This window comes from Pseudomonas sp. GCM10022186 (assembly GCF_042656385.1).
Lineage (GTDB): Bacteria > Pseudomonadota > Gammaproteobacteria > Pseudomonadales > Pseudomonadaceae > Metapseudomonas.
The window spans coordinates 88,043-107,957 of record NZ_JBHSOU010000029.1; the positions used below are offsets into that span (position 1 = coordinate 88,043).

The following is a 19,915-nucleotide window of genomic DNA, read 5'->3' on the forward strand; positions in this document are numbered from 1 at the left end:
AGGTGCCGGCGCGAGTCACCCCTCTCCCTTCAGGGAGAGGGGAGGGGGGAGAGGGAGGCTGTGCCCTGCTCGGGCTCCGAAGGGCAGGCCTGCGGCCTGCTTGGCGAATGAATTCGCCCCTACAGGAATACGAATCTCCGGCACGGACCGCCATCCGGCAGAAAGAACAAGGCCCGCACCAGCGAGCCTGTTTTCATTCATGCCGCCATCCACCGACAGTTCACGGCAACCTTGTTTGCCAGTCGTTGCCTGCTCTTCTCCCTTATCAGCCCCAATAGGCCTGGCCGCCATCCAGTGGGATGGTGGCGCCGGTCAGGTAGCGGGCGTTGTCGCTGACCAGGAAGGCCACGGTGCGGCCGATGTCGTGTTCGCAATCACCCACCCGGCGCAGCGGAATGCTGCTGAAGAAGGCTTGCGCTTCTACCGGGTTGCTTTCGACCCAGCCGCGCAGGCCGGGGGAGAGGGCGTGGGGGGCGATGACGTTGACGCGGATGCCGTCCACACCCCATTCGCACGCAGCCGCGCGGCTCAGGGAGCGGATGGCCTCCTTGGTCGCGGCATAGTGGCCGTAGCCCGAGGCGTCCCAGCGCACGGCGGCGGAGGAGGCCAGGTTGACCACGGAGCCTTCGCCCTTGAGGTGCGGGTAGCAGGCGCGCATCAGGCGCAGGGTGGCCATGGGGCCGGAGTCGATGCCCTTCATGAAGGTTTCGTCCGTCACTTCGAGGATGCTGCCCAGCGGCACGATGTGGGCGTTGTTGACCAGGATGTTGAGGCCACCGAAGGCCTCCACCACATCGGCCACGCAGCGGTCGATATCCGCCGGGTTCATCACGTTGCATTCGACCGCCAGGGCGGTGCCGCCGCGACGGCGGATCTCCGCGCAGGTCTCTTCCAGGGTGGCGCGGGTGCGGCCCGCCACGGCGACCTTGGCGCCTTCGGCGGCCAGCGAGTAGGCGATACCCTGGCCGACGCCCTGGCCGCCTCCGGTCACCAGGGCTACCTTGCCTTGCAGCATGCTCATGCTTGTGTGCTCCCGAATCAGTTGGATTAGCCGGCGATGCCGGAGATCGTCTGCGCGTTGTCGATGCGCAGTTCTGCGCCGTTGACGAAGCGCGATTCGTCCGAGGCAAGGAACAGCACCAGGTTGGCCACGTCCTCCGGCATGCACATGCGCGCCATTGGGTTGTCGCCGATGCCCAGGGCCACCGGATCGAGATTGGGCACCAGCGACTGGGTCATGGGTGTCCAGATGCCGTCGGGGTGAATGGAGTTGCAGCGGATGCGGTAGCCGCTGTTCTTGCAGTGCATCGCCACGTTGCGGGTCAGGGCGGTGACGGCGCCCTTGGAGCCGGTGTAGGCGCACATGGGCGGCAGGCCGCCGAGGGCGGCGACCGAGGACATCATGATGATCGAGCCGCCGGTGGCGTTGCGCTTCATCGCCTCGATGCCGTACTTGCAACCGAGGAAGTAGCCGTCGGCGTTCACCCGCATCACGTTGCGCCACTGCGCCAGGCTGGCGTCCTCGATGGTGCCGAGGGGGCAGATGGCGGCGTTGTTGACCAGCACATCGAGGCGGCCGAAGGTCGCCAGGGTCTGCTCGATGGCCCGCTGCCAGTGCGCTTCCTCGGCAACGTCCAGTTCGACGAACAGCGCGTTGGCGCCGATCTCGGCGGCCAGGGCCTGGCCACCCTCCCGGTCGATATCGCCCAGCACCACCCGGGCGCCTTCGGCGGCCAGCAGCAGGGCATCGGCCTTGCCGACACCGCTGGCGGCGCCGGTGATCAGTACGACTTTGTCTTGCACACGTTTCATGCGGGGCTCCTTGGGGATTCCTGGCCGGCCAGGGCGGCGCGCGGGGCGTCTTCGCCGAAGATGGCCGAGATCAGATGGTCCAGTTGGGGATTGCGGCGCAGCTCATGGCTGCCGTCGATGGCCAGGCTCTGGCCGGTGGTGCAGCCGGATTCGCGGCCGGCCAGGTAGCGCACGGCCCCGGTCATGCCGCAGCCACCTGGACGGGCAGGTCCTGGGTCCAGTCCAGCAGCAGTTCACGCTGGGTGAAGCGCCAGAGGCCGTCGATGCAGGCGAAGCGGTCGCGGTAGCGGATGCCCCAGTCGAGCTTGCGGGGGACGCCATCGACTTCGTACAGGTGGTTGGCGACGCAGTAGGTTTCCGCGCTCGCCTCCAGCTCCTCGACTTCGGCGAGGTGGTTGTGCACGTGGTGCTGGGTCAGGCTGAAACGACCCAGGCCGTTCATCCCCGCGACTATGGCGTCGACGCCGTCGAAGCTGAAGCCGGGCCCCTTGAGTACGGCGTCGGGGGCGAACAGGCGGGCCAGTGCCGTCCAGTCCCGTTCATCCACCGCCTGTGCATAACGACAGACGAGTTCATAGAGCGCTTGCTTGTGCGATGCCTCGGACATGCCATGAGCCTCCTTGTTTGTCCTGCGCAGTTGCAGGTGCGGGGAAACTCGCATCGGCGCCGCGGCGGAGCATCGTCCGAGGGGACTAATGGGGCGAAATCGCGGCTGCGGATAGTCCTGCCGGACGATGAGCCGGGGAGGGCGGCGGCCAGACCGGTGTCGAAACCCCTTTCGAAGGCGAGGATCGTGACCTTCCTGACAAGATCGATACCAGAGTTGTCAATCACGCCGGTGTTGCAAAGGGCCCGGGCGTCATAAAGTGAGTCTCCCCCATCCACCCTGCGGAGACCGCTCATGTACCAGAAGACCCTGATCGCCGGCTGGGGCGACATGGATTTCAACTCCCACATGCGCAACACGGCCTACCTCGACAAGTCCGCCGACGTGCGCATGATGTATTTCGCCGACTTCGGTTTCCCCATGTCCGAGTTCCGTCGCCTGCGCCTGGGTCCGGTGGTGATGAAGGACGAGATCGAGTACTTCCGCGAGGTCCATCTGCTCGACGAACTGGAGATCAGCATGCGCGCCGCCGGCCTCTCGGCCGATGGTAGCCGGATGCTGCTGCGCAACGAGTTCTTCCGCCAGGGCGTATTGGCCGCGCGGGTGACCTCCACCGTTGGCTGGTTCGACCTGGAACAGCGCAAGCTGGTCAGGCCGACGGCCAAGCTGCTGGAAGCACTCCAGGCCATGGACAGGAGTGACGATTTCCGCGAGCTGCCCAGCAGCAGCCGCTGAGAAGGAGGGGACATGAGCATCAGCATCGTTCGCCTGGGAACGCCACGGGCTGCCGATGAGGGACCGCGCATCGGCACCGTGCGCCGGCCGCCCCGTGGCGTGCCCAAGGCCGAGTTCGCCAGCCGCGACTACTACGACACCTGGTTGCCCCTGCTGGCGCCGAGCGCCGAACTGATGGCCGAAGGCAAGGTCGCCGAAAGCGAAGCCGACTGGGCGCGCTTCGCCAGACGCTACCGCGCCGAAATGGAGGGGGGCGAAGGGGCCAGGGTGCTGGACCTGCTGGCGACCCTGTCCCATGGCAGCCATTTCGCCGTGGGCTGTTACTGCGAGGATGAGCGCCGCTGCCACCGATCCCTGCTGCGCCAGCTGCTGGCCGAGCGCGGCGCCTCGATCCGCTGATCCGGACGGCCTGTCGCCGCCATCCTCTGGCACTGGCGATCATCCGACCAAAGGCGCAAAATCGCGCCCCGACGACGGAAGGCGCTGCGTATTCCGCCGTCTTCGTTCCTATACTTTTTTCAGTGGGGCCCCATCTTCGTGGCCCCTTTTCCATTGGAAGCATCGTGAATATTCGTAGTTCGATCACTAAGCTGTTCGTTCTGGGTTCCTGCGTGCTCATGCTGGCAGGTACCCCTGTCCAGGCCGCCGAACAGCCCCTGCCGGTGCGCGATCCGGCGAAACTGAAGCTGTCTTCCCGCAGCGCCCTGCTGGTGGACCTTGGCAGCGACAAGGTGCTCTATGCGCGCAATCCCGCCCGGGTGATGCCCATCGCCTCGGTGACCAAGCTGATGGTGGCGGTGGTCGTGCTGGAGGCCAAGCAGCCCCTGAATGAGGTGCTGACGGTCACCATCCGCGAGAACAAGGAAATGAAGGGGGTCTACTCCCGGGTGCGCCTGGGCAGCCAGCTCAGCCGTGGCGAGCTGCTGCATATCGCCCTGATGTCCTCGGAGAACCGTGCCACCTCTACCCTGGCGCACAATTACCCGGGCGGCTACCCGGCCTTCATCAAGGCGATGAACGCCAAGGCCCGCGCCCTGGGCATGGCCAGTACCCGCTACGTCGAGCCCACCGGCCTGTCGCCCTTCAACGTCTCCACCGCCAATGACCTGGTGCGCCTGCTCAAGGAAACCCGCAAGTACCCGCTGATGACCCAGTACAGCACCACCTCCTCCAAGGTGGTGAACTTCGTCAAGCCGCGCTACAGCCTGGGCTTCCGCAATACCAACAACCTGGTGCGCAAGGCCGACTGGAGTATCCAGATGACCAAGACCGGCTACACCGACGAGGCCGGACACTGCCTGGTGATGCTCACCCGCATGAACCAGCGCCAGATGGCCCTGGTGCTGCTGGACGCCTTCGGCAGGTACACCCACATGGCTGATGCCACCCGCATGCGTCGCTGGATGGAGACCGGCACCAGCGGCGCCGTCCCGGCAGCGGCCGTGGCCAATCGCCGATGAACGGGCGGCGCATCGCGCCGGCCCGCTGAACGCAGAAGCCAGCCCCAGGGGCTGGCTTCTGCGTTTTGGCTGCCCGGTGGCCCGTCAGGCCCCGGCCGCCACCGCTTGCGACTGGCTGGCGGCGTGCTTGCGCACCGTCCGGTGCAGCAGGCTGGAGACCAGGAAGCCGATCACCGCCAGCAGGCTCATCAGGCTGAACACATAGGTGTAGCCCTCCTGGCCGGGATACTGGTCCAGGATGGAACCGTAGATGACGTAGGCGAACATGCCCGGCGCATAGCCGATCAGGCAGCCGATGCCGAAGGCCGAGCCGGTGATGCGCGAGGGAATCCCTACTTCGCTCATGGGCGCCCAGAACACGCCGCGCATGGTGAAGACGATCAGCGCGAACGACAGGGTGGCGGCCATGCCCGCATAGATGAAGTCCGCACCGGTGGGAATGCTCAGGATCAGCGCCATCATCGGCAGCAGCGCCAGGAACGCCCACTTCAGGTAGCGGCTCGAGCTCTTGAGGCCCTTGTCCGCCATGAAGCCGCCGGCCGGGCCGCCCAGCACCTTGAGGAAGTACTGGTTGATGATCCCGTAGGCGCCGACCAGGGCTACCGGCAGCTGGTACATGTCCTTCAGGTAGGGGATGAAGTAGGTCAGGCCGCAATAGACGATGTAGACCATGAACACGTTGAGGCTGACCAGCCAGATGCCCGGCACGCGCACGGCTTCCATCAGGCCGGCCAGGCCGATGGTTTCACTCGCGGGGCCGCTCGCCTTGCTGTCCCGGAGGAGGAAGAAGGTCAAGAGGCCGACGCCGATGTCGATCGCCGAGTAGAACAGGATGGCCGCTTTCAGCCCGGCGGCGCCGGAGCCCATGGCGACGAACACCCCCAGGGCGGCGAAGGCCACCGCGGTATCCACCACGCCCCGGCCACCTTCGAGGAAGCCGAACATACGCCCCTGTTCGCCATCGTCGCCCAGGTTGCGGATGGCCTTGAGCAGCGACGGCCAGAACAGGCAGTCGGCGCAGACGGCCAACAGGCTGAAGACGATCAGCAGCTGGCTATAGCCGGGAAAGGTGGCCAGGTAGAGGCCCAGGCAACCGGTGCCGATCAGGCCCAGGGGAATCAGCTTGCGGGTGGTGAAACGGTCCGCCAGGAAGCCGCCGACCACGAAGAGCGCGGTGGCGATGATGGCGTTGGCGCTGAGCAGGGCGCCGATCTCGGTATGGGTCAGCCCCATGTGCTCCTGCATGGGGATGTAGAAGGCGTCCTTGAGGTTCGCCAGTTTGTAGATGATCCCGCCGCCGAGGACGAGGACCAGCAACCTGAGCCATTTGGCCTTGGCCTGTGCTGTCATTGTTGTTCTCCACAGTTTCCGGATTGGAATGTCACCTGTCGCCAGGGGCGGCTCAGGCAGGGGATTGGCCGGCTTCGGCCAGGGTCAGTTCGGCCAGCACGCGCAGCTCGGTGAGCAGGCCGCGCACATGGCGGATCTGGTTGTTCGCCCAGCGGTGCTCGTCGGCCGCCATGCGGTCCAGCGTGTAGCCCGGCGGCAGGCCGGTCTCGCTCATTTCCCGGTAGGGGATGAAGGGGTCCTCGGCCTCGTCCGCCTGGCGGAACGACGGGGCGATGTAGTGGTTTTCCTGTTCCAGGATGAAGGCGACCACCTGGGGCGCCGCGTCGCCGAGCATCAGCAGTTCGAACAGCATGCGCGCGCCGGGCAGGTCGTCCTCCGGGCTGCCGTGCAGCACGCCGTAGTGGCCGAAGCCGTTCTGCTCGGGGACGATGCGCACACCCTTGAGATGCACCTGGCGGATATAGGGGGCCAGTGCCTGCAATGCCGGCAGCGGCTGCTCGCAGGCATTGATCATGTTGCCGAAGTCGAACAGGGCGTTCAGGCGCGGGTTGCCGACCTGGCGCAGCAGCTGGGCGATCTCGAAGCTCTTGAGCTCCTCGTGCTGCTCGAAGTCGATGTGCAGGTCGTAGCGGTCGGCGAGTTCGCCGAGGTAGCGCAGGTCCGCCTCGATCAGCGCCATGACCCGCGACAGGTGGCCCTCGTAGCGGGAATAGACGCGAATGTTGCGGGTGCCGATGGCCCGGGCGATGGCGACCACCTGGTCGACGTCGTCGCGGCGTGTGCTGCTGATTTCCAGGTGAACGTCCAGGCCCAGGGCGCGGGCCTTGTCGGCGAAGGCCTGGAGCTGGGCTGGACCCATCCGCGACAGGCTGTTCTCTTCACCATCCAGCAGATGCAGGGAAAGACCCTGGAGTTCGTGACGGTAGGCGAAATCCAGCAGGTCCTCCGGCTTGAGCCGCAGGTGCGTGAGGTTGGTCAGCAGCGGGTAGCCATGGGCGAACAGGCGGATGCCGTCGAGGCGTTCGAGGAGTCGGCCGGCAAGGGCGGGCGTCAGCAGCGGCGGAGGGGCTTCGCTGCCGGCGTTGTGGCGCAGCAGGGCCGCAAAGCGGGCTTGGATAGCGTTCATTCTTGTCATTCCTGAAAAAGGTGCCGGTTTGCCCGGCGCTGCCTTTATCTCTCCGGAATGGCGCTATCGATATAGCCATTATTTTTTAATTGTTATGACCACTTTGGTTGCCGCTCGCTACAGACGGTGCCCGAGCCTTTCCAGGGCCCGGGCCAGGGCCTCGACCTTCTCCCCGGCCTGTTCCACGGGGGTGCCGGCGAACCCGACGAGCAGCCCCGGCGGCAGGTAGCGCTTGAGGCAGTAGTCGCCGAGGGCGTAGGTGTAGATCTGCTGCCGGGCCAGCCCCTGGGCGATGGCGTCGTCGTCTTCCGCCTCGCCCAGCCAGCCGATCAGGTGCAGGCCGGCCGCCACCGGCGCGACCTGGAGGAAACCGTCCAGATGGCGCCGCAACTGCTCCACGAGGCTCTCCTGGCGGGCCTGGTAGAGCGCGCGCATACGGCGGATATGGCCGAGGAAGTGACCCTCGCCCATGAAGTCGGCGGTGGTCGCCTGGTGCAGGGTGGAGGGGCTGCGGTCCATCACCGCGCGGATGGCGCAGAAGGGCTCCACCAGCGCCTCGGGGAGGATCACGTAGCCCAGCCGCAGGGAGGGGTAGAGCACCTTGCTGAAGGTGCCGACGTAGATGACCTTCTGCCACTGGTCCATGGCGAAGAGCGCCGGCAGGGGGCGGCCGAGGTAACGGAACTCGCTGTCGCAGTCGTCCTCGACTATCCAGCCGTGGCCGCGGCCCGCCCATTCGATCAGTTCCTGGCGGCGGGCATAGCTCATGGTGGTGCCCAGCGGATGCTGGCGCGAGGGCGTGGTGAAGGCCAGGCGGGCCTCGGGACAGTCGCGCAGGCCCTGCTGCACGTCCAGCCCCTGGTCGTCGATGCGCAGCGGGACCAGGCGGCCTCCCTGGGCCTGGAAGGCGATGCGCGCGGCGATGTGGCCGGGGTCTTCCATCCACACGCCGTCCTGGGCATCGAGCAGCAGCATGCCGAGGATGTTGAAGGCCTGCTGGGCGCCGGAGACGATCACCACCTGATCGACGCTGCACTCGATGCCACGGGCATCGAAGACGTATTCGACTATGGCTTCGCGCAGGCGCAGCAGGCCTTTCAGCTCGCCGTAGCCGAGCAGGGCCTTGGTCGGCTGGCGCAGGTGGCGATTCATCAGGCGCCGCCAGACCGGCAGCGGGAAGGCATCGTAGGCGGGATGGCTGGGCAGGAAGGAGGTCGGGCATTCGGGGTCCCAGGAGGCGTAGGACACGCCACCGAAGTGCTCGCTGCGCAGCGACAATACGGACTGGCCCAGGCTCGACAGGCGCGGCGGCTTGCGCGGGGCGTCGGCAGCCGCGTCGCGGCTTTCCCATTCGCTGCCGACATAGGTGCCGGCGCCGGTGCGCGGGGCCAGGAAGCCTTCGGCGGTCAGCTCGTCGAAGGCATTGAGTATGGTGATCCGCGACAGCTCCAGCTCCTTGCACAGGGTGCGCGAGGAGGGCAGGCGCGTGCCACCCGGCAACCGGCCGGCGAGGATCTGCTTGCGCACCTGGAGGTAGAGCTGGCGGTAGAGGGGCACGGCGCTGGTGCGGTCCAGCTCTATGCCTGTCAGCAACATGCCGCCGGGGGATTTCATTTTCTGCTGGCCTCGAATTTTCAGCCCAGCCCGAAGTGGGGCCGGGTTGTCATTGTTGGTGCTTCAGTGTGTGACGGAAAGAGGTACTCCAAGGAATTTTGGGGAGAGGGACTTGGCTTGTTGTCCGGTGGTTCAGCTCATTGTCGAGTGGGCTTCGGCTTTCTGTTTCGCCCTCCCGGGCGAGTCCCTTTTTCAAACGCCAAAAAGGAACCAAAAGGCTTGCCCCTGCATCCGGGTTTGGCTTCGCCAAACTTCCCTCGCTCCATCGCTGCTCCGGGGGCCCGGCGTGAGGGGCCATCCCTGGCCCCGCACGCCTCTCGCGGCATCCATGCCGCTCGTCCCCCTGCGCAACGATTCCGCTCGGCCTCCTGACGGGGCGTAGTCGCGGCCCCACCATTGGTCTTTAGTGTCAGACGCGTTTGGGCTTCAGGATTGCTTGGACTTGCCGGCGCGAGTCACCCCTCTCCCTCTGGGAGAGGGGCCGGGGGAGAGGGAAGCGTCCGGCGGCACTAATCCATGCAAGGAAAATCACACAATCTTGCCAATCCGGCATGAGCCCCACCTGTTCCCTCAAATTCGCATGGAACCCAAAAAGGGAATATCAATCCAGCCGACCGAGACGCTCCTCCAGCCCCCGGATCATCCGCCCCGCCTGCTGGTGCAGCACCTCCTGCGCCTCATCCACCAGCGCCGAGGAGGGCCGGTACTCCGGCCGGATCAGTTGCACCCGGAAGGGGATCGACGTGCTCAGCCGGCGGACCTGCAGCCCGCGCCCGGCCTCGTCCAGCGCGCTCAGCGGGTTGACGATGGCCAGGCCCAGGCCCTGGCGGACCATGGCGCAGACCGAGGCGGCGGTGCTGGTCTCCACCACCATGCGGCGTTCCACCCCGGCGGCGAGGAAGTGGGCATCCAGGCTCTGCCGGTAGATATCCAGGCCGGCCAGGCTGATGAAGGGGCGGCCGTGGAAGTCCGCCAGGGTAAGTTCAGCCTTGGCCAGGAGTTCGTGGCCTTCCGGCAGGACGCAGACCATATCCGCGGCGAACAGCGTCGCCCCCCGGGTTCCACGGGGTTGCACGTCGGTCTCCGACAGGCCCAGGTCATGGCGCTGGCCGCTCAGGGACTCCTCCAGCAAGGGCGACTCCTGGGCGCTGATGGCCAGGCTCACGCCGGGATGGCGTTCGAGGAAGGCCTGGCAGAAGGCGGGCAGCAGGGTCTGGGCGAATACCGGCAGACCGGTGATGGCCAGCTGGCCCTGGTCGAAACGGCGGATGGCCTGGGCCGCGCCGACGATACGCTCCAACCCGGCATAGGAGCGCTGCACCTCGTCGAACAGTGCCAGGCCCTGGGCGGTGGGGGCCAGGCGGCCGCCCTCGCGGTCGAACAGGCGAAAGCCCAACAGGTGCTCGAAGCGCGCCAGCTCGCGGCTCACCGTGGGTTGCGAGGTGAACAGCAGGCGCGCGGCGCCGGTCACGCTGCCGGCGGTCATCACCGCGCGGAAGACTTCGATATGGCGGATGGAAAGGTCCATGGGGCGCTCGGCTGCGGGATTCAGTACATATCAATAATGAATGGTAGTTGAACAAATTGGTATTTTATTGAATTGCCATGAGCCGACATCATGGCGCCATCCTGATTCCGGAGGCCGCCATGCGCCCGAATATCCCCGCTTCGACCCTCGCCAGCCTTGCCCGTGAACACGGCACCCCGCTCTGGTGCTACGACGCCGCCGTGATCCGCGAGCGCATCGCCCAGTTGCAAGGTTTCGACGTGATCCGCTTCGCCCAGAAGGCCTGCTCCAACCTGAGCATCCTGCGCCTGATGCGTGAAGAGGGCGTGCAGGTGGATGCGGTGTCCCTCGGCGAGATCGAGCGCGCGCTGCTGGCCGGCTATTCGCCCAAGGGCGAACCGGCGGGCGTGGTGCTGACCTGCGACCTGCTGGACCGCGCCACCCTGAAGCGCGCCGTGGAGCTGGGCATCGAGGTCAATGTCGGCTCCATCGACATGCTCACCCAGCTGGGCCAGGAAAGCCCCGGCCACCGCGTCTGGCTGCGCATCAACCCCGGTTTCGGCCACGGCCACAGCCAGAAGACCAACACCGGCGGCGAGAACAGCAAGCACGGCATCTGGCACAGCCAGCTGGACGCCGCCATGGCGGTGATCCGCGATTACGGCCTGGTGCTGGTGGGGCTGCACATGCACATCGGTTCGGGGGTGGACTACAGCCACCTGGAGCAGGTCTGCGGCGCCATGGTCGGCGCGGTGCGCGACCTGGGCTGCGATCTGGAAGCCATCTCCGCCGGCGGCGGCCTGTCCATTCCCTATCGCGAGGGCGATGTGCCGGTGGACATCCCGCGCTACGCCGAGCTCTGGAACCAGGCCCGCCGCGAAATCGAGGGCATCGTCAAGCACCCGGTACGCCTGGAACTGGAACCGGGCCGCTTCCTGGTGGCCGAGTCCGGTTGCCTGCTCAGCGAAGTGCGTGCGGTCAAGGACGTGGGCGACAACCACTTCGTGCTGGTGGATGCCGGCTTCAACGACCTGATGCGCCCGGCGATGTATGGCAGCTTCCACGACATGACCCTGCTGGAGGCTACCGGCAACCCGGTGTCCGCCCCGCAGCGCAAGACAGTGGTGGCCGGCCCGCTGTGCGAATCCGGCGATGTCTTCACCCAGCACGACGGCGGCCTGGTGGCCCCGCGTCCGCTGCCGGCGGCCCAGGTCGGCGACCTGCTGCTGATCCATGACACCGGGGCCTACGGCGCCTCCATGTCGTCCAACTACAACAGCCGCCCGCTGTTGCCGGAAGTGCTGGTGGATGGCGACGAGACCCGCCTGATCCGCCGCCGCCAGCCCCTGGCCGACCTGCTGGCGCTGGAGCAGTTCTGAGTCACCCGGTGGAAATCCGCCACGCGGATTTCCACCCTACGCGGAGCTCCGGGGTGTGTGGTGGGATTTTTCCCGGATTTCATCCGGCTACTGACTCCCCATTACGGCCGTAGGGTGGATCACGCTTCACCGATCCACCAGCGGAGCGGGGCCTGGCGACGAAAGGTGGATAGAAGAGCGCTATCCACCCTACGGGACAGCTGCGCGGCCCTTCGCGAATGAATTCGCTCCTACCCATTCCGCCATCCAACCCGCACAATGCGGCGCCATGACCTTCGAATCCCCCTTTGCCGCCTACCAGCATGCCCTGGAGCAGGGCGGCTTCCAGCCTGACCCGGCGCAGCGCCATGCAGTCGACTGCCTGCAGCTGTGCCACGAAGCCCTGCACCAGGCCGGCCAGGTGACCGGCGTCTACCTCTGGGGGCCGGTGGGGCGTGGCAAGACCTGGCTGATGGACCGTTTCCACCAGAGCCTCAAGGTTCCGGCCCGGCGCCAGCATTTCCATCACTTCATGCGCTGGGTACACCAGCGCCTGTTCCAGCTCACCGGCACCCCCGACCCGCTGCAGGCCCTGGCCCGCGAACTGGGCCGCGAGGTGCGGGTGCTCTGCTTCGATGAACTCTTCGTCAATGACATAGGCGACGCCATGCTGCTCGGCCGCCTGCTGCAGCTGATGTTCGCGGAGGGCGTGGCCATGGTCGCCACCTCGAACCAGCCGCCGCAGCAGCTCTATGCCGACGGCTTCAACCGCGAGCGCTTCGTCCCGGCCATCGCCGCCATCGAACGGCACATGCGGGTGGTGGCGGTTGACGGCGGCCAGGACCATCGCCTGCATCCCGGTGCCGGCCACCAGCGCTACTGGGTGGCTACCCCTGGTGGGCCCGGCGTCCTGGCCGAAGTGTTCGAGCGGTTGGCGGCGGGGCAGGGGGCTTCGAGCGAGCCGCTGGAGCTGGGCCATCGCCTGGTGCCGGTGGTGCGGCGCTGCCCGGCGGCTGCCTGGTTCCGCTACGCCGATCTGTGCGAGCAGCCCCTGGCAGCGCTGGATTTCATCGCCTTGTGCGACCGCTTCCCGGCCATTCTCCTGGGCGAGGTGCCGAACCTCAGCGCTGCCCGCCGTGAAGGGCGCATCGCCCGTGGCACCGAGGATGGCGTCGAACGGGTGGCCGCAGGTGACCGGGAGCTGCCGCAGCTTTCGGTGCATGACGATGGCGTGCGCCGCTTCATCGCCCTGGTGGACGAATGCTACGACCGGCGCATACCCCTGCACGTGGAGGCGGCCGTGCCAATGGAGCGTCTCTACACCGAGGGCTACCTGGAGTTTCCCTTCCGCCGCACCCTGAGCCGCCTGCGGGAAATGCAGCTGGCGCGATTCTGAGCGCGGACGCTACTTGAGCTGATCCTTACAGCCTGGCCAGCCTTGCGCTTTCTTGTGAGCGCGTGGCCCATGCGCAACGGGCAATTGCTCCCCGTCGAGCGCTGCCTGACACTAGACTACTTTCCACTCCCCACCCAGAAGGAACACCCCCGTGTCTCCACGCGAACAAGACAGCTGGGCCCAGATCTGCCTGGCCGCCGGCCTCGACCCGGAAAAGCGCCTGGCCGCCCGCCAGGCCGTGCTCGGCCATGCCGACGCCCTGGACTGCACGCTCTACCGCCCCGACGACAACGACCTGGATGCCGAAGAAGAGGACCTGGGGGACGCCCGCATTCTGTTCACCGGCCCGTTCCAGGTTCCGGCCGAATGGAGCGCCCAGGAGCGCGAGGATTATTTCGGCGATATCGACCCGGCCTCCTTCGTCACCGCCCTGATCGAATGCCAGGGCTCCCCCGACAGCCGCGACTTCTTCCTCGCCGATGCCGGTGATTTCGTCGCAGTGGTCACCGCCACCGGCGAGGTGCAGATGTTCTACCTCTACGACAGCAACGAGGACGACGACGGCCTGCACTGCGTGCTGGTGCGGGAGGATGAGGACGCCTGATTCCGCGGCGCCGCGCGTGAAAGTCGATACGCGCGGCGCGCCCCTTGGCCGGGCTGGCGGACTCAGACCGCCGCTACCGCCTTGAGCAGGTACTGGCTGGTCGGTAGCACGTCGATCTTGTCGAAATCGATGAAGCGTTGGCAGCTCTCCATCATCGCGGCCAGGTTGTGCTGGAACTTCGCCTCGTCCCCCGCTGCGTCGAAGAAGGCCATGGGATCGGTCATGGCGGCCGGCGGGAAGGCCTCCTCCACTATGGCGTCCAGGGGCGCGGCGCCGTGGGTCAGGGCACGCACCACCAGGTTCTGCACGTAGAGGAAGTTGTCCTGGGTGTCGATGGCCACCTGGGTGTGGTAGTTGCGCCAGATATCCAGCCAGGCGTCCCGGGTCAGGCGTGGCGGGCAGCTGAGGAAGGCGATCTGCGAGAAGCCGTGGGTGCGCTCGCCGGGGCGGGCCGGGAAGCGGGTATTGCGGATCGCGACCGACTCGCTCACCAGGTAGGCCGCCAGGCGGCTGGAGGATGCGGCCAGGATGTCGTCCACCGGGCGGCGGAACTGGATGTTGGCGCTATCGACCCAGAGGGACAGGAGGGCGTCCGGCAAGGGGCGGTTGTTTTCCTGGCGCAGGCCGGCGGCAGGGGCGACATCGGCGTCCACCAGGTTCACCTGCAGGCCACGGGCGCCCAGGGTGAAGAGTTGTTCGGCGACTTCGCCACGCAGGCGCTGGGAGAAGGATTCGAGGCTGTCCTGGGGATTGCGCCACAGGGTGTAGATGATCTTTTCCACGGCAAGGGCCCTCATGAGGCAGTGATGGCGGCCGGGATTCGGCCGGGCAGGCAGAACATGCAGTGCGCGCCGGGGCCCTGCATCGTCCGGCCGGACTAGCGCACGCCGCCGGGGCCAGGCCGTTTCGCTTGCCGCCGCAAAAAGGAAAACGGGCCCGAAGGCCCGTTCTCCATTCCTCACTCCGCTGCTCAGGTCAGTCCGTTCTGTTTGCGGAAGTAGGGAATCACGTGTTCGCCAATGTTCCTCAGGGTTTCCAGCTGGGCCCACTGCGGCACGGTGCCCATCTGGCAGATGAAGAGGATCTCGTCGGCGCCGGCGTCGATCAGGCGCTGCACGTAGCCGATGCAGTCCGCCACGGTGCCGTAGGCATGGTTGGGGTTCATCATCGCCATGGTCGGGTCGGAGAAGTCCACCTTGACTTCCTCGGAGGCGAAACGCGACTTGATCACCGCCTGGCCATTGCCGTCGACGAAGGTATCGTCCTTCCACTTCTCCGGGTCCGGGCGCTCGCCACCGGCGTACCAGTAGGCCAGGGACTCCATGAAGTAGCGCTGGCCGCGGATGCCGATGTGGCGGGCCTTCTCGTTGTCGTCGAGGACGATGGCCGGGCACAGGGCGGCGATGTGGCGGTTGGGGCGGAAGCCGACCTGGTTCTTCTCGTCGCGGTTGTCCCAGGCCTCGTGGTACACCGCCACCTTCTTGGCGATCTCCTCGGGGCCGCCGAAGCCCAGCACCAGGGCGCCCATGCCGCGGCCGCCGGCATTCTTCAGCGACTCGGTGTTGGTGCAGGCCAGGTACATCGGCGGGTGCGGGTCCTGGTAGGGCTTGGGATGGATCGGGCGCTTGGGGATCTTCACGAAGTCGCCGTTATGTTCGATCTCGTCCTGCACGAACATCTTCGGGATCAGGTACATGGCTTCGTCGATCTGCGGCTGCAGGGTGGCCAGGTCGTAGCCGAAGGTGCCGGCTTCCTGCTGGGTGCCGCCCTTGCCCACGCCGAAGTGCACGCGGCCCTTGGACAGCAGGTCGAGGGTGGCGATGCGCTCGGCCACCTTCACCGGGTGGTTCATCGCCGGCGGCAGGCAGACCACGCCGTGGCCGATGCCGATGCGCTCGGTCTTGCCGGCGACGAAGGCCAGCATGGTTTCCGGCGCCGACATGTGGGAATAGTTGGTCAGTGCGGTGTGTTCCACGCACCAGAAGTTGTCGAAGCCGAGCTTGTCGGCGAGCACGGCCTGCTCGACGGTTTCGTCGAAGATGCGACGGTCGCCTTCGCGGCTGCTGTCGATCGTCTGAGCCTCATAGATCAGGGAGAATTTCATGCGCTTAGCCCTTGTTGTTCTTTGATCGGTCAACCCGGAACCCCGGGCCTTGGGCGCATGGTGTGGGATCGAAAAGCGCGCGGAATCCCCCAAAAAGACTAGTCACCTTGGTCCCCCGGAAAGCACGACGCCCGCGCAGGGCGGGCGTCGTGGCGGGGCTTTCCGTAGGATGGGTGGAGCGGAGCGATACCCATCACCGCGGATCGATGGGTATCGCAAGCTCCACCCATCCTACGGGGCGCGGTGCTCAGAGGAAGAAATCGGTGCTATCGAGCCCCATGCTCACGCCCCCCAGGTTGAGGGCGTACTTGCCCGGGCAGTTGGCCACGTGGGCGCGGCCGGTGTGGATATCGCGGAAGGCGCGGTTGATGCCGTGCTGGCGGAAGATGGTGGAGGCGCCGCTGTTATACATCAGGTCTTTCACCGCCTGGGCGCACTTGTCCGGGACTATGGCGGAGTCGTAGCGCATCTTCACCCGTTCGGCCATGGTCAGCGGCTCACCGGCCTTGGCGCGCTGCATCATCATCTCGAAGTTGCGCAGCAGCACGGTGCGGCATTCGTCCACTGTGACCATGGCGTTGGCCAGGGCGGTCTGGGCGCCGGGGTCCTGGATGATCTTGCGGCCATCGTTGACCCCCACCCGGCCCTTGTTGGCCTCGATGAACAGGTCGATGGCGCCCTGCAGCGCACCGATGGTGGAGGACGACACCGCACGGACGAAGATCTGTCCGAAGGGCAGGCGGAACAGCGGCGCGGTGTTCACCGCGTTGCCCGGGCTGTTCTGCATGAAACCGTCGATGGAGCGGTGGGTGCGGTATTCGGGGACGAACACGTCTTCCACCAGGATGTCGTGGGAGCCGGTGGCTTCCAGGCCCATCACGTCCCAGTTGTCGACAATGGCGTAATCGTGGCGCGGCACCAGGAAGGTGCGGTAGTCCGGGCCGTCGCCTTCCTTCGCCGGCGGCACCATGGCGCCGAGGAAGGCCCACTGGCAGTGCTTGCTGCCGGAGGAGAAGCCCCAGCGGCCGCTGAGGCGGAAGCCGCCGTCGACGCGGGCGACCTTGCCCACCGGCATGTAGGAGGAGGAAATCAGCACGCTGGAGTCCTGGCCCCAGACATCCTGCGCGGCGCGGTCGTCGAACAGTGCCAGCTGCCAGTTGTGGATCGCCACCACGCCCAGCACCCAGGCCGAGGACATGCAGCCTTCGGCGAGGGTCATCTGCACCTCGAAGAAGTCCTTCGGCTCCAGTTCGTAGCCTTCCCAGCGCGCCGGCTGGAGGATGCGGAAGAAGCCCGCCTCCTGGAAGTCACGGATGGTCTCTTCGGGCAGCTGGCCGCTCTTGGCGGCCAGTGGCGCGCGCTCGCGCAGCACCGGCACGAGTTCACGGGCGCGTTGTTTCAGGCGTTGGCGGATCAGGTCGTGGTCGAGCATTTGTTGTTCTCCGGTTGAAGGCTTTTCCACCCATCGCCGAGCATTCAAACAACCGGCAAGGGGCGGAGCATCCCTCAAACGGACCATATGGCCGGCCTGTGCACGGGGCTCGCCCCTACAGGGAGGTCGCGGGCCCTCGCAATGACTAGTCCCCTCGGACGATGTTGCACGGCCGGCCCTGGCGAAGAATCGGCACCACTCCAGAACAAAAAGAGGGCCGTGCCATGAGCCAGTCTGATCTGAAAGGCGACATGCTCCAGGCGATGCGTCGTCTGGCCAAGTCCGTGACCATCATCACCACCAGCAACGGCCAGGAGCGTTTCGCCATGTCCGCCACTGCGGTGGATTCGCTGTCCACCGAGCCGCCGTCGCTGCTGATCTGCGTGAACAAGACCGCATCCCTGCACGCGGTGCTGGATGCCGGCGCGGATTTCTGCGTGAACATCCTCGGCCTGGACCAGGAAGAGTTGTCCCAGCTGTGCAGCGGGCCGGTGAAGGGCGAGGCGCGTTTCCAGCGTGGCGACTGGCGCACCAGCTCCACGGGCATTCCCTACCTGGGCGATGCCCAGTCCGCGATCCTCTGCCAGCAGGACGGCAAATTCAGCTACGGCACCCACACGGTGTTCATCGGCCGGATCATGGAGATCCACAACAGCGCCGAGATCAGCCCGCTGGTCTACCTCAACGGCGCCTACACCACCACCGCGTCATCCCTGGCCGTGGCCGGCTGAGAGCCCGGCTTGACGGCAAGGCGGCCTGTCCCTGGCCGCCAAGGCTTCCCAAGGAGAACAACGATGAAACGAGTCGAAGGCAAGGTTTGTATCGTCACCGGTGCCGCCAGCGGAGCGGGGCGCGCAGACGCCCAGCTGCTGGCCAGCGAGGGGGCGAAGGTGGTGCTCACCGACCTCAATGAAGAGGCCGGTCGCCAAGCCGCCGCGGAGATCGGCGAGAACGCCATCTTCGTCCGCCAGGACATCTCCAGCGAGGCCGATTGGCAGCACGTCATCAAGGTCACCCTGGAGACCTTCGGCCGCCTCGACGTGCTGGTGAACAACGCCGGCATCCTCGCCCTGGCCAGTATCGAGGACACCAGCCTGGAGCTCTGGCAGAAGATCCAGCGGATCAACAGCGACGGCTATTTCCTCGGCTGCAAGCACGCCATCGCGGCGATGAAGGACAGCGGCGGCGGTTCCATCATCAACATGTCGTCGGTGGCGGCCCTGGGCGGCATGCCGGCGTTCTGCGCCTACTCCGCCTCCAAGGGCGCGGTGGCGGCGCTGACCCGCTCCGTCGCGCTGCACTGCAAGCAGCAGGGCTACCGCATCCGTTGCAACAGCGTGCACCCGGACGGCATCAACACCCCCATGACCCAGCCCCTGACCGGCCTGCAGGATGTGCCGCAGGAGGTGCTGGACCAGGACCCGAAGAACCGCATGTGCGCACCGCGCGACATCGCCAACCTGGTGGTCTTCCTCGCCTCGGACGAGTCGCGCTTCATCAATGGCAGCGAGCTGCGCATCGATAACGCGCAGACCGTCAGCGGCCTGCTGTGATCGGGAGTTGAGCATGGGCAGCGCGCAGCCACTGGCAATCGAACCCCAACAGGCCGGCGGCTTCCAGCTGGAAGTGGCCGAGGTGATCGCCGAGACCCACGACAGCCGCTCGCTGGTCCTGCGGATTCCGGCGGGCCTGGAGGAGCGCTTCCGCTACAAGCCGGGGCAGTTCCTCAGCTTTCGCGTGGTGCTCGGCGGCAAGCGGCTGACGCGCTGCTACTCCATGTCCAGCTCGCCGGACTGCGACAGCCTGCCCAAGGTCACCATCAAGCGGGTGGATGGCGGGCGGGTGTCCAACTGGTTCAACGACCAGGTGAGCGCCGGCGACCTGCTGGACGTGCTGCCGCCGGCAGGGCACTTCCACCTGCTGCCCGGCGAGCACGACCTGGTGCTGTTCGGCGGCGGCTCGGGGATCACCCCGGTGTTCTCCATCCTCAAGTCGGCGCTGAAGACCAGCCGGCGCCGCATCAAGTTGATCTACGCCAACCGCGACGAGGCCTCGGTGATCTTCCGCGACGAGCTGCGGGCTCTCGCCAGGGCCCACCTCGACCAGCTGGAAGTGGTGCATGTGCTGGACTCGGTGCAGGGCTTCCTCGGCGAGGGCGAGGTGCGCCAGCTGGTGCGAGGCCACGCCGGCGCGGAGTTCTACATCTGCGGCCCGGGACCCTTCATGGACACCGTGGAGCGTGCCCTGCAGGCGGCGGGCGAAGACCGCGCACGCATCCATGTGGAGCGCTTCGTCTCGCCACCTGATCCGGATGAGGTGGTCGCCGAACCCGTCGAGGCGGGTGGGGTCGAGGTCGAATCCGTCCAGGTCGAGCTGGACGGCGTGGTCGCGGAAGTGGCCTGGACGCCCGGCGAGACCTTGCTGCAGAGCATGCGCAATGCCGGGCTGGATGCGCCCTATTCCTGCGAAGAGGGTTTCTGCGGCGCCTGCATGTGCAAGGTGGAGCAGGGCGAGGTACGCCTGTCGCGCAACGATATTCTCAGCCCGGCGGAGATCGCCGAGGGCTGGACCCTGGCCTGCCAGGGCCGCCCGGCCTCGGCCCGGCTGAAACTGAAGTTCCCGGATTGACACCCGGGGGCCGCCGCCCTGCCGGGTGGTATTGAGCGTGTATGTCTGTGCCTTTATGCCCGGCTTCGGCCGGGTATTTTTTTTGGGTGCGCCAGGCATGGCGCGTAGCGCCGTGACTGGCGCTGTTCGGTTCACTGTGGTGGTGAACTGGACGACTTGGAGGTGAAAGTCCTCTGCACGCC

20 protein-coding genes are annotated in these 19,915 nt (G+C 66.5%); 9 read left to right on the plus strand and 11 right to left on the minus strand.

Translation table 11 applies throughout. The features are described from left to right. Window positions 1–265: 265 nt before the first annotated feature. Genes ACFPU0_RS13600 through ACFPU0_RS13615 form a run of 4 tightly spaced genes read right to left on the minus strand, consistent with a single transcriptional unit; the run spans window position 266 to window position 2,419 of the window. On the minus strand, window positions 266–1,021 hold the full coding sequence (locus tag ACFPU0_RS13600) for an SDR family NAD(P)-dependent oxidoreductase (RefSeq protein ID WP_377693593.1): 756 nt from the start codon (window positions 1,019–1,021) through the stop codon (window positions 266–268). A gap of 26 nt (window positions 1,022–1,047) precedes the next feature. Then, window positions 1,048–1,812, minus strand: coding sequence for an SDR family oxidoreductase (locus ACFPU0_RS13605; RefSeq protein ID WP_377693595.1), 765 nt, complete (start codon window positions 1,810–1,812; stop codon window positions 1,048–1,050). Further along, window positions 1,809–1,997 (minus strand): hypothetical protein, encoded by a 189-nt coding sequence (locus tag ACFPU0_RS13610; protein ID WP_377693596.1) that lies wholly within the window; start codon window positions 1,995–1,997, stop codon window positions 1,809–1,811. The genes ACFPU0_RS13605 and ACFPU0_RS13610 overlap by 4 nt, the downstream gene beginning before the upstream one ends. Next, window positions 1,994–2,419 (minus strand): nuclear transport factor 2 family protein, encoded by a 426-nt coding sequence (locus ACFPU0_RS13615; protein ID WP_377693597.1) that lies wholly within the window; start codon window positions 2,417–2,419, stop codon window positions 1,994–1,996. Before ACFPU0_RS13615 ends, ACFPU0_RS13610 begins: the two co-directional genes overlap by 4 nt. Before the next feature lie 294 nt (window positions 2,420–2,713). On the opposite strand from ACFPU0_RS13615, the gene ACFPU0_RS13620 reads away from it, so the two are divergent. The 3 genes from ACFPU0_RS13620 to pbpG all read left to right on the plus strand — a co-directional run bounded on the left by ACFPU0_RS13620 (window position 2,714) and on the right by pbpG (window position 4,614). Beyond that, window positions 2,714–3,154 (plus strand): acyl-CoA thioesterase, encoded by a 441-nt coding sequence (locus ACFPU0_RS13620; RefSeq protein WP_377693598.1) that lies wholly within the window; start codon window positions 2,714–2,716, stop codon window positions 3,152–3,154. Between the two features lie 12 nt (window positions 3,155–3,166). Beyond that, window positions 3,167–3,553: a DUF488 domain-containing protein gene (locus ACFPU0_RS13625; protein WP_377693599.1), complete on the plus strand. Its 387-nt coding sequence runs from the start codon at window positions 3,167–3,169 to the stop codon at window positions 3,551–3,553. A gap of 164 nt (window positions 3,554–3,717) precedes the next feature. Beyond that, window positions 3,718–4,614, plus strand: a complete 897-nt coding sequence (gene pbpG / locus ACFPU0_RS13630; RefSeq protein WP_377693600.1) for a D-alanyl-D-alanine endopeptidase — start codon at window positions 3,718–3,720, stop codon at window positions 4,612–4,614. Between the two features lie 84 nt (window positions 4,615–4,698). On the opposite strand, the gene ACFPU0_RS13635 is transcribed toward pbpG, so the two are convergent. The 4 genes from ACFPU0_RS13635 to ACFPU0_RS13650 form a co-directional block, all read right to left on the minus strand. Further along, window positions 4,699–5,964: an MFS transporter gene (locus ACFPU0_RS13635; protein ID WP_377693601.1), complete on the minus strand. Its 1,266-nt coding sequence runs from the start codon at window positions 5,962–5,964 to the stop codon at window positions 4,699–4,701. A gap of 52 nt (window positions 5,965–6,016) precedes the next feature. Beyond that, window positions 6,017–7,090 (minus strand): sugar phosphate isomerase/epimerase family protein, encoded by a 1,074-nt coding sequence (locus tag ACFPU0_RS13640; RefSeq protein ID WP_377693602.1) that lies wholly within the window; start codon window positions 7,088–7,090, stop codon window positions 6,017–6,019. 117 nt (window positions 7,091–7,207) lie between these two features. Then, complete coding sequence (locus ACFPU0_RS13645) at window positions 7,208–8,704, minus strand: PLP-dependent aminotransferase family protein (RefSeq protein WP_377693604.1); 1,497 nt, start codon at window positions 8,702–8,704, stop codon at window positions 7,208–7,210. A 601-nt stretch (window positions 8,705–9,305) separates the two neighbouring features. Further along, window positions 9,306–10,232, minus strand: a complete 927-nt coding sequence (locus ACFPU0_RS13650; protein ID WP_377693605.1) for a LysR family transcriptional regulator — start codon at window positions 10,230–10,232, stop codon at window positions 9,306–9,308. Window positions 10,233–10,351: 119 nt separating this feature from the next. Here ACFPU0_RS13650 and lysA point away from each other — a divergent pair, with 119 nt between their 5' ends. From lysA to ACFPU0_RS13665, 3 genes are all read left to right on the plus strand, one after another. Next, window positions 10,352–11,590 carry a diaminopimelate decarboxylase gene (gene lysA, locus ACFPU0_RS13655; RefSeq protein WP_377693618.1) on the plus strand — a complete coding sequence of 413 codons (1,239 nt, stop codon included), beginning with the start codon at window positions 10,352–10,354 and terminating at the stop codon, window positions 11,588–11,590. Window positions 11,591–11,858: 268 nt separating this feature from the next. Continuing rightward, entirely contained in the window at window positions 11,859–12,965 is a 1,107-nt protein-coding gene (gene zapE, locus ACFPU0_RS13660; RefSeq protein WP_377693606.1) for a cell division protein ZapE, read from the plus strand. 184 nt (window positions 12,966–13,149) lie between these two features. Beyond that, window positions 13,150–13,569: a hypothetical protein gene (locus tag ACFPU0_RS13665; protein ID WP_377693619.1), complete on the plus strand. Its 420-nt coding sequence runs from the start codon at window positions 13,150–13,152 to the stop codon at window positions 13,567–13,569. 62 nt (window positions 13,570–13,631) lie between these two features. Here ACFPU0_RS13665 and ACFPU0_RS13670 read toward each other — a convergent pair whose 3' ends face one another. From ACFPU0_RS13670 to ACFPU0_RS13680, 3 genes are all read right to left on the minus strand, one after another. Next, window positions 13,632–14,351, minus strand: coding sequence for an EthD domain-containing protein (locus tag ACFPU0_RS13670; RefSeq protein ID WP_377693607.1), 720 nt, complete (start codon window positions 14,349–14,351; stop codon window positions 13,632–13,634). A gap of 188 nt (window positions 14,352–14,539) precedes the next feature. Beyond that, entirely contained in the window at window positions 14,540–15,673 is a 1,134-nt protein-coding gene (locus tag ACFPU0_RS13675) for an LLM class flavin-dependent oxidoreductase (protein WP_377693608.1), read from the minus strand. 247 nt (window positions 15,674–15,920) lie between these two features. Then, window positions 15,921–17,105: a flavin-dependent monooxygenase gene (locus ACFPU0_RS13680; RefSeq protein WP_377693609.1), complete on the minus strand. Its 1,185-nt coding sequence runs from the start codon at window positions 17,103–17,105 to the stop codon at window positions 15,921–15,923. A 224-nt stretch (window positions 17,106–17,329) separates the two neighbouring features. Between ACFPU0_RS13680 and ACFPU0_RS13685 the strand changes: the two genes are divergently transcribed. The 3 genes from ACFPU0_RS13685 to ACFPU0_RS13695 all read left to right on the plus strand — a co-directional run bounded on the left by ACFPU0_RS13685 (window position 17,330) and on the right by ACFPU0_RS13695 (window position 19,733). After that, window positions 17,330–17,836, plus strand: coding sequence for a flavin reductase family protein (locus tag ACFPU0_RS13685; protein WP_377693610.1), 507 nt, complete (start codon window positions 17,330–17,332; stop codon window positions 17,834–17,836). Between the two features lie 63 nt (window positions 17,837–17,899). Then, the gene (locus ACFPU0_RS13690; RefSeq protein ID WP_377693611.1) at window positions 17,900–18,658 is read left to right on the plus strand and encodes a glucose 1-dehydrogenase; all 759 of its coding nucleotides are present in this window, start codon (window positions 17,900–17,902) and stop codon (window positions 18,656–18,658) included. Window positions 18,659–18,671: 13 nt separating this feature from the next. Continuing rightward, window positions 18,672–19,733: a 2Fe-2S iron-sulfur cluster-binding protein gene (locus ACFPU0_RS13695; RefSeq protein WP_377693612.1), complete on the plus strand. Its 1,062-nt coding sequence runs from the start codon at window positions 18,672–18,674 to the stop codon at window positions 19,731–19,733. The last annotated feature ends 182 nt before the right edge of the window (window positions 19,734–19,915 follow it).